This window comes from Streptomyces azureus (assembly GCF_001270025.1).
Taxonomy (GTDB): Bacteria; Actinomycetota; Actinomycetes; order Streptomycetales; family Streptomycetaceae; genus Streptomyces; species Streptomyces azureus.
The window spans coordinates 26108-35198 of sequence record NZ_DF968271.1; the positions used below are offsets into that span (position 1 = coordinate 26108).

The 9091-nt window shown below is 69.6% G+C and carries 8 protein-coding genes and 1 pseudogene; all 9 read right to left on the reverse strand.

Features of this window, described 5'->3' with window-relative positions; genetic code table 11:
- Positions 1–5 precede the first annotated feature (5 nt).
- The gene (locus tag AOQ53_RS17085) at positions 6–926 is read right to left on the reverse strand and encodes a hypothetical protein (protein WP_059418251.1); all 921 of its coding nucleotides are present in this window, start codon (positions 924–926) and stop codon (positions 6–8) included.
- Positions 927–1072: 146 nt separating this feature from the next.
- Positions 1073–2725: a glucose-6-phosphate isomerase gene (gene pgi / locus AOQ53_RS17090; protein WP_059418252.1), complete on the reverse strand. Its 1653-nt coding sequence runs from the start codon at positions 2723–2725 to the stop codon at positions 1073–1075.
- A gap of 69 nt (positions 2726–2794) precedes the next feature.
- Complete coding sequence (locus AOQ53_RS17095; protein ID WP_059418254.1) at positions 2795–4063, reverse strand: MFS transporter; 1269 nt, start codon at positions 4061–4063, stop codon at positions 2795–2797.
- Between the two features lie 135 nt (positions 4064–4198).
- On the reverse strand, positions 4199–4534 hold the full coding sequence (locus tag AOQ53_RS17100; protein ID WP_003976875.1) for an RNA polymerase-binding protein RbpA: 336 nt from the start codon (positions 4532–4534) through the stop codon (positions 4199–4201).
- A 237-nt stretch (positions 4535–4771) separates the two neighbouring features.
- Positions 4772–5008 (reverse strand): preprotein translocase subunit SecG, encoded by a 237-nt coding sequence (gene secG / locus AOQ53_RS17105; protein ID WP_236711711.1) that lies wholly within the window; start codon positions 5006–5008, stop codon positions 4772–4774.
- Positions 5009–5103: 95 nt separating this feature from the next.
- A complete protein-coding gene (tpiA, locus tag AOQ53_RS17110; RefSeq protein ID WP_059418257.1) occupies positions 5104–5880 on the reverse strand; it encodes a triose-phosphate isomerase in 777 nt (258 codons plus the stop codon).
- A gap of 5 nt (positions 5881–5885) precedes the next feature.
- A complete protein-coding gene (locus tag AOQ53_RS17115; protein ID WP_059418258.1) occupies positions 5886–7097 on the reverse strand; it encodes a phosphoglycerate kinase in 1212 nt (403 codons plus the stop codon).
- Positions 7098–7239: 142 nt separating this feature from the next.
- Positions 7240–8247, reverse strand: coding sequence for a type I glyceraldehyde-3-phosphate dehydrogenase (gene gap / locus AOQ53_RS17120; protein WP_059418259.1), 1008 nt, complete (start codon positions 8245–8247; stop codon positions 7240–7242).
- Positions 8248–8490: 243 nt separating this feature from the next.
- Positions 8491–9091, reverse strand: a pseudogene (locus AOQ53_RS17125) (immune inhibitor A domain-containing protein); the annotation flags it as partial.

Sequence of the window (9091 nt, forward strand, 5' to 3'; positions counted from 1 at the left end):
AGGGGTCAGCCCCCGTAGGGGTGCTGCGGGTTGTACGGCGGCTGCGGGTGCGGGGCGTACGGGTGCTGCCCGCCGGACGCGTAGGGATGGCCGTACGGGTTGCCCTGCGGCGGCAGGTACGGCGATCCCGCCGGGGGCATCCCCGGAGGCATCGGCGGGACCGGCCCCGGGACGGGCGCCGGTGCCAGAGTCGCCGGATGGGCCTTCAGCCGGATCCCGTACCGCCGCTTGAGCCGCCCCATCTCCAGCAGCGCGATGGCGGTGACCGTCACCGGAGCGCCCAGGATGAAGACGATCCCCAGGGTGAGGCTCAGCCCGTGCAGATCACCGGTGACGAGGTCCGGGACGGCCACCAGCCAGCTGGTCACCATGGCGAGAAGCGGCGGCAGACAGCGGTGCGTGGCAGCCGTACCGAAGAAGTTGCCGGAGACCCGCACCGCCCCGTAGGCCGTGAAGATGAGCATCCACATCATCGTCAGGCCGACCCCGATGATCACGGCGGGGTTCGCCGACCCGTTCACCGTCTGCACCAGCACCAGCAGGGCGGCCACGCACCCGACGAACAGCAGGAGCAGCAGCAGGGAGTTGAGCAGCGGCACCCGCAGCTGCCCCACCGTGCCGCCGCGCCGCCAGACCCAGAGCATCGCCCCGACCGTCAGCGGCGTGAGGAAGAGCAGGACGACGGAGGCCGTCATCGCGTTCTCCAGCAGCTCCGTGAAGTCGAAGCCGCCCTCGATGAAGGTGTAGACCCCGAGGGACGCGACCGCCCCGGCGATGACCCGGAACCTCTTCAGCCGCTCCACGGACGGATCGAGCGGCTGCGGTATCCACGCGGGGTGGAAGACCACCCGGGCCACGTCCTGGGGCTTCAGGACGGACCGGACCGTCAGCGCGCCGCCGGTCCAACTACCGCGTGTGCGTGCCACTTCGCGCTCCCCCGAGCACTCGCCATGATGATCGTCCGGGAGTCTACGGGAAGCGGAGGGGGCGCCGCCGGGCGGTGGACGCAATCAGCGCGCCGCCGGGCGGTGGGCGGACAGCACGCTGCCGTCCGCCTCCCGCCCGGTGCTCGTCACTGCCGGCCGCGCAGCTCCCGGTACGTGGCGACCAGGGCCTTGGTCGAGGCATCCAGGCCCTCGACCTCGGCGCCCTCGGTCAGCGCGGGCTCGACGCGCTTGGCGAGGACCTTGCCCAGCTCCACGCCCCACTGGTCGAAGGAGTCGATGTTCCACACCGCGCCCTGCACGAACACCTTGTGCTCGTAGAGGGCGACCAGCTGGCCGAGGACGGACGGCGTCAGCTCGGGCGCCAGGATCGTGGTCGTCGGGTGGTTGCCCTTGAACGTCTTGTGCGGCACCAGCTCCTCCGGCACACCCTCGGCCCGCACCTCCTCCGGGGTCTTGCCGAAGGCGAGCGCCTGCGTCTGGGCGAAGAAGTTGGCCATCAGCAGGTCGTGCTGCGCCTTCAGTGCGTCACTCAGCTCGGCGACCGGCCGCGCGAAGCCGATGAAGTCCGCCGGGATGAGCTTCGTCCCCTGGTGGATGAGCTGGTAGTAGGCGTGCTGCCCGTTGGTGCCCGGCGTGCCCCACACCACCGGCCCGGTCTGCCACTCCACCTCATGCCCGTCCCGGCCGACGTACTTGCCGTTGGACTCCATGTCGAGCTGCTGGAGATAGGCGGTGAACTTCGACAGGTAGTGACTGTAGGGCAGCACCGCGTGCGACTGGGCGTCGTGGAAGTTGCCGTACCAGATGCCCAGCAGGCCCAGCAGCAGCGGCACGTTGGACTCGGCGGGCGCGGTCCGGAAGTGCTCGTCGACGATCCGGAAGCCGTCGAGCATCTCCCGGAAGTTGTCCGGGCCGATGGCGATCATCAGGGTCAGACCGATCGCTGAGTCGTACGAGTAGCGGCCGCCGACCCAGTCCCAGAACTCGAACATGTTGGCCGTGTCGATGCCGAACTCGGCGACCTTCTGGGCGTTCGTCGACAGGGCGACGAAGTGCTTGGCGACGGCGGCCTCGTCACCGAGCGCGTCCAGCAGCCAGCCACGCGCGGACGTGGCGTTGGTGACCGTCTCGATGGTGGTGAAGGTCTTGGAGGCGATGACGAACAGCGTCTGAGCCGGGTCCAGGTCCCGCAGCGCCTCGTGCAGGTCGGCACCGTCCACGTTCGACACGAAGCGGACCGTCAGGTCGCGGTCGGTGAAGGCGCGCAGCACCTCGTACGCCATCGCGGGACCCAGGTCGGAGCCGCCGATGCCGACGTTGACCACGTTCCTGATGCGCTTGCCGGTGTGGCCGGTCCACGCGCCGGAGCGGACACGCTCGGCGAAGTCGGCCATCTTGTCGAGCACCGCGTGCACGCCCGGCACCACGTTCTCACCGTCGACCTCGATGACCGCGTCCCGCGGCGCCCGCAGCGCGGTGTGCAGCACGGCCCGGTTCTCGGTGGTGTTGATCTTCTCGCCGCGGAACATGGCGTCCCGGAGCCCGAGCACGTCGGTGGCGGTGGCCAGTTCGCGCAGCAGCCGCAGTGTGTCGTCGGTGACGAGGTGCTTGGAGTAGTCGACGTACAGGTCGCCGACCCGGAGGGTGTACGCGGTGCCGCGGCCGGAGTCGGCGGCGAACAGCTCGCGCATCTGGACGTCGCCCAGTTCCTCGCGGTGCTTGGCCAGTGCCGTCCACTCGGGCATCTGGTTGAGCCTGGTACGGCCGTCTGCGTTCATCTCGGAGTTCAGCCTTCTTTCCTGTCCTGCCTGCGTACCTTGCCCCGCTGCCGGTCCCAACCTAATTGATCAGCGCGTGACATCGGCTGTCGTGGCGCCGTCGTCCGGCTCAACAACACCTACGTTCACGTTGAGCGCGGGTATCAGCGCGATGACGGCGAGGACGAAGAAGGCGGCCGTGAGCAGGGGCGGGGTGTTCGGCCCCCAGGCGGTGGCGACGGCCCCGCCCAGCAGGGCGCCGAGGGGCACGCCGGCGAAGGCCAGGGTCCGGAAGGCCGAGCTGACCCGCCCCAGCAGTTCGGCGGGGCTGCGCTCCTGCATCAGTGTCGTCGTGTTGACGTTCCACACCATGCCCATGAGCCCGAAGACGGCCAGCGTGCCCACCAGCACGGCCAGACTGCGCACGGTGCCCATGACGACGAGGGCGGCGGTCTGCACCGAGCCGGCGAGCAGCACGGACCGCAGCCGGCCGAGACGTGCGACCAGCCGGCCGTTCACCACTCCCCCGGCCAGGCTGCCCAGAGTGAAGGCCGCGCCCGCCGCCGCGTATCCCGCGGAGCCCGCGTCGAGCCAGTCGGTGACGAGGACGACCAGCATGGCGAGCTGGGTTCCCATGCCGATGTTGCACAGGGCGGTGGCGGCGCACAGGCCGCGCAGGGCGCGGTCGCGCCACAGGGTGCGCAGCCCCTCCGCGATCTCGCGGCGCAGGGTGCTGCCCGCCGGTGCGGGCTTCCGGTCGGACTCGGCGGCCGGCAGTGAGGCCACCAGCGCGGCGGCCACCAGGAAGGTCACGGCGTCGGCCGCGAACGGCACGGCGGCCCCGGCCGCCAGCAGCAGCGGGACGACGGGCCCGCCCAGCAGGCCGCCCGCGATGCGCTGGCCGGTCAGCAGCCGGGCGTTGGCACTGCCGAGGGCGTCCCGGTCGACCAGGGCGGGCAGCAGCGCCGTGGCGGCGTTGTCGAAGAGGGTCTGGAGGGTGGTCAGGGCGAAGGCCAGCACGATGAGCAGGCCGATCGAGGCGTGACCGAGGGCGACGGCCACCGCGAAGGCGGCGACCAGCAGTCCCCGTAAGGCATCCACCTTCCACATGGCGCGCCGCTGGTCCACGCGGTCGGCGACGGCCCCGCCGAGCAGGCCGAAGACGATCCAGGGAAGATAGCCGCAGGCCGTGACGGAGGCGATGAGCAGCGGCTCGTCGGTCAGCGTGACGGCCAGCAGGGGCAGCGCGGCCGTGCGCAGCGCGTCACCGAAACTGGACAGCACGGCGGCGCTCCACAGCCGTCCGAAGCCCCCGCGCCACGCGGGTGCGCGCCCGCCTGCCACCTCGACCGTCGCCACTGTTCCCCCCTCACGGTTCGCCCGATGCGACAAACCGTAGAGGGCACCACTGACAATCAGTCCGCGAGCGGCCGTCCGCCGGTGCGGAAAGCAGCTCCGGCCGGGCACCTGCTGGTGCCCGGCCGGTCTCAACTCCTAGATCTCGCCCCGCAGTTTGGCGAGCGCCTCGGCGAGGATCGCCTCGCCGTCCGCGTCGCTGCGCCGCTCCCGCACATACGCCAGGTGCGTCTTGTAGGGCTCGGTGCGCGGCGGGTCCGGCGGGTTGTCCCGGTCCTGGCCGGCCGGAAATCCGCAGCGGGGACAGTCCCAGGTTTCGGGCACCTGCGCGTCGCTGGCGAAGCTCGGCTGGGTCTCGTGTCCGTTGGAGCACCAGAAGGAGATGCGCAGCCGCGGCGCGGACTCGCCGCGCTCGGCCTCGCCCATCGGCCCCGCCCCGACCCGGCTTCCCCGGATCGCGTTGCCACTTGCCACGGTCGTAACTCCCTGCGTGATGGTGCCGCGAAGCGAGTCGGCGTTCCGCTTCGCTGCGAGCGCCTCAGTCTACGTAAGGCCCAACGCGCGTCCAGTGATTGGAGTTACAACCCTCACACCTAGACGCAAGCCCCATGATAGGCCGCGCTTTGCCGCGCGTACCGGACATGGGGCCTTACGTACGCATCGCGTGCTACGTCTTGCGTGCGTACGTATTGCGTGCGGAATACGGGCCGGTCAGTTGTTCACCTTCATCAGGATGCCGAGCACGATAATGCACGCGAACCAGAGCAGACCGACCACGACGGTGATCCGGTCGAGGTTGCGTTCGGCGACCGAGGAGCCGCCGACGGAGGACTGCATGCCGCCACCGAACATGTCGGAGAGGCCGCCGCCCTTCCCCTTGTGCATCAGCACCAGCAGCATCAGCAGCAGGCTGAAGACGATCAGGGCGATCGAGAACCCCAAAACCACGGCTGGACCAACTTCCTCGGATTCGGATGGACGACGCGGGGTCCAGCACTGTGCTGGACCCCGCAAGGGTACGACGGATCGCGCCTACCGCATACTCACTGGTCGCGGAAGCGCACGATCTTGACGAACTCGTCGGCGTCCAGCGAGGCGCCGCCGACCAGGGCGCCGTCGATGTCGGCCTGCGCCATGATCTCGGCGACGTTTCCGGACTTCACGGAGCCGCCGTACTGGATGCGGACCTTGTCGGCCACGTCCTGCGAGTACAGCTCGGCGATCTTGCCGCGGATCGCCGCGCAGACCTCCTGGGCGTCCTCGGCACCGCAGACCTTGCCGGTGCCGATGGCCCAGACGGGCTCGTAGGCGATCACGACGGTCTCGGCCTGCTCGGCGGGGAGGTCCTTCAGACCGCCCTCGACCTGGGCGAGGGTGTGGGAGACGTGGTTGCCCGCCTCACGGACCTCCAGCTCCTCACCGACGCACAGGATGGGAGTCAGGCCGTGCTTGTAGGCGGCCTTGACCTTGGCGTTCACCAGCTCGTCGGTCTCGGCGTGGTACTGGCGGCGCTCGCTGTGGCCGATGGCGACGAACGTGCACTTCAGCTTGGCCAGCATGGGGCCGGAGATCTCGCCGGTGAAGGCACCGCCGTCGTGTGCCGAGATGTCCTGGGCGCCGTACTTGATCTTGAGCTTGTCGCCGTCGACCAGGGTCTGTACGGAGCGCAGGTCGGTGAAGGGCGGCAGGACGGCGACCTCGACGGCCTCGTAGTCCTTGTCGGCCAGGGCGAAGGCGAGCTTCTGGACGTGGGCGATGGCCTCGAGGTGGTTGAGGTTCATCTTCCAGTTGCCCGCCATCAGCGGCGTGCGCGTGCTCATAAAGGTCAGTCCTCCAGTGCGGCGAGGCCGGGGAGCGTCTTGCCCTCGAGGTATTCGAGGGAGGCGCCGCCACCGGTCGAGATGTGGCCGAATGCCGTCTCGTCGAAGCCGAGGGTGCGCACGGCGGCGGCGGAGTCGCCGCCGCCGACCACGGTGAAGCCCTTGGATTCGACGAGGGCCTGGGCGACCGCCTTGGTGCCCTCGGCGTAGTCGGGGTGCTCGAAGACGCCCATGGGCCCGTTCCAGAAGACGGTGGCGGCGTCGGCGAGCTTGGACGCGTACAGCTTGCGGGTCTCGGGCCCGATGTCGAGGCCCATCTGGTCGGCCGGGATGGCGTCCGCGGCGACGGTCGTGGGGTGGGCGGGAGCCTTGGTCTTCAGGTCCGGGAACTCGGTCGCGCTCAGGGCGTCGACGGGCACGACCAGCTCGACGCCGGTCTTCTCGGCCCGCTCGAGGTACTCCTGGACGGCCGGGATCTGGTCTTCCTGGAGGAGGGAACTGCCGACCTCGTAGCCCTTGGCCTTGAGGAAGGTGTAGGCCATGCCGCCGCCGATGAGGATGCGGTCGGCCCTGCCGAGCAGCTGGTCGATGACGGCGAGCTTGTCGGAGACCTTGGCGCCGCCGAGGGCGACGACGTAGGGCCGCTGGAGGTCCTCCGTCAGCTTCTTCAGCACGGCGACCTCCTTGGCGATGAGGTAGCCGGCGGCGTGCGGCAGTCGGCCCGGGAGGTCGTAGACGGAGGCATGCTTGCGGTGCACGGCGCCGAAGCCGTCGCCGACGTAGAGGTCCGCGAGGGCGGCGAGCTGGTCGGCGAAGGCGCCGCGCTCGGCGTCGTCCTTGCTGGTCTCGCCGGCGTTGAAGCGCAGGTTCTCGACGACCGCGACCTGGCCGTCGGCGAGGGCGGCGACGGTGGACCGGGCGGACTCGCCGACCGTGTCGGTGGCGAACGGTACGTCCGCCCCTAGGAGTTCACCGAGGCGGGCGGCGGCCGGGGCGAGGGAGAAGGCCGGGTCCGGGGCGCCCTTGGGGCGGCCCAGGTGCGAGGCGACGACCACCCGGGCGCCCGCGTCGGCGAGGGCCTTGACCGTGGGCAGCACGGCGCGGATCCGGCCGTCGTCGGTGATGGTGGTGCCGTCCAGCGGCACGTTCAGGTCGGCGCGGACGAAGACCCGCTTGCCGGCCACCCCTTCGGAGAGGAGTTCGTCGATCGTCTTCATGAGGGGACTCCTGGAAGAGCTCGTGATCGCTCGTAAGCGCTCGTGATCGAACAGCTCTGATCTGTACGTGAGTCAGGGCTCGGACAGCGCATTCTCGCGCTGCCCGAGCCCTGTTCTCACATGGACGTGCCTGCTCCGTGGATCAGAGCTGGTTGCCGACGAAGACCGTCAGGTCGACGAGGCGGTTGGAGTAGCCCCACTCGTTGTCGTACCAGCCGATGACCTTCACGTTCTTGCCCTCCTGGACCATGGTCAGGGAGGAGTCGAAGGTGCAGGACGCCGGGGCGTTGACGATGTCGGACGAGACGATCGCGTCCTCGGTGTACTCGAGGATGCCCTTCAGCTCGCCCTCGGCGGCCTTCTGGAAGGCGGCGTTGACCTCTTCCTTGGTGACCTCGCGGCCGAGCTCGAGGACCAGGTCGGTGACCGAACCGGTCGGGACCGGGACGCGCATGGCCATGCCGTCCAGCTTGCCCTTGAGCTGCGGGAGGACCAGCGCGGTGGCCTTGGCGGCACCCGTGGTGGTCGGGATGATGTTCTCGGCGGCGGCACGGGCGCGGCGCAGGTCCTTGTGCGGGAAGTCCAGGATGCGCTGGTCGTTCGTGTACGCGTGCACCGTCGTCATCAGACCCTTGACGATGCCGAAGTTCTCGTCGAGGACCTTGGCCATCGGCGCCACACAGTTGGTGGTGCAGGAGGCGTTGGAGATGACGTGGTGGTTCGCCGGGTCGTACGTGTCCTGGTTGACGCCCATCACGATGGTGACGTCCTCGTCCTTGGCCGGGGCCGAGATGAGGACCTTCTTGGCGCCGCCGGCGATGTGCTTCTCGGCGTCGGCCTTCTTGGTGAAGATGCCGGTCGACTCGATGACGATGTCGACGCCCAGCTCGCCCCACGGGATGTCGGCGGGGTTGCGCTCGGCGAGAACCTTGATGGTCTTGTCGCCGACGGTGATGGTGTCCTCGGTGTGCGAGACCTCCTGCTTGAGGCGGCCGAGGATGGTGTCGTACTTCAGCAGGTGAGCGGTGGTCGCGGTGTCACCCAGGTCGTTGACAGCCACGATCTCGATGTCTGCACCCTGCTCCAGCAGCGCGCGGAAGTAGTTACGACCGATGCGGCCGAAGCCGTTGATGCCTACGCGGATCGTCACGAACCGATCTCCTCGTTGGTACGCCGGCCATGAAGAGCCGGCGAGCTCTGTTTGGGATGTCCCCGACCGCCTACGACCCTACCTCTCTGAGGCTGCGGTGGTGACATCCAGATGCCCCATACACGGCAGGGCGGTCCGTACCGGCCAGTAGGGGTACGGACCGCCCGCCACCGAGAGCGAGATCACTCGATTTCGCTACTCGGTGTGGTGCCTGTTGACGGAGAGTTCCCAGCGCCTGTTGGGTCACACGTCGAGGGAGGTGAGCGCCTTTCTCATCAGTGCCGCCCGGTCGGCCGCGGTGGCGACGTGCTCCAGGCCGAAGCCCAGCAGCACGGTGTCGTCCGTGGTGACCGCTCCGTAGGTCTGGAACAGGGCCCCGGTGCGGGTCCAGTCCTTCAGCGCGGCCGGGCTGCCCGCGGGCGGTCCGGCGGCCTTCCAGGCGCCGAGCGAGGTCTCGAAGCCTTCGGTCTCCTTCGCCGTGCCGCCGACGACGAGTGACGCGTCGTCGGCGAGGACGCCGTGCCCGCCGGTGCCCGGGTCGGTGACATAGCTGATCGAGACCTCGACCGCCTTGCCGGCGTACGCGCTCAGGTCGAACTCCACCTGCTTCCAGCCGCCGGATGCGCCGGTGAGGCTGTTCCACGACCCGGTGCTGCCGGTCGCGGTGCAGCCATCGTGCGACAGGGTCAGGTAGCGCTTCAGCCAGGGGTGCTCGCGGACGTAGAAGCCGCCGCCGCACTCGGCCGGGACGGTGGCCTTGGTGGCGCCCCCCTTCTCGGGCAGGGTCGTCCAGTCGTCGGCGCCCGTGGTGTGGGCCTCGACCAGGACGTTGTCGTAGCCGGGC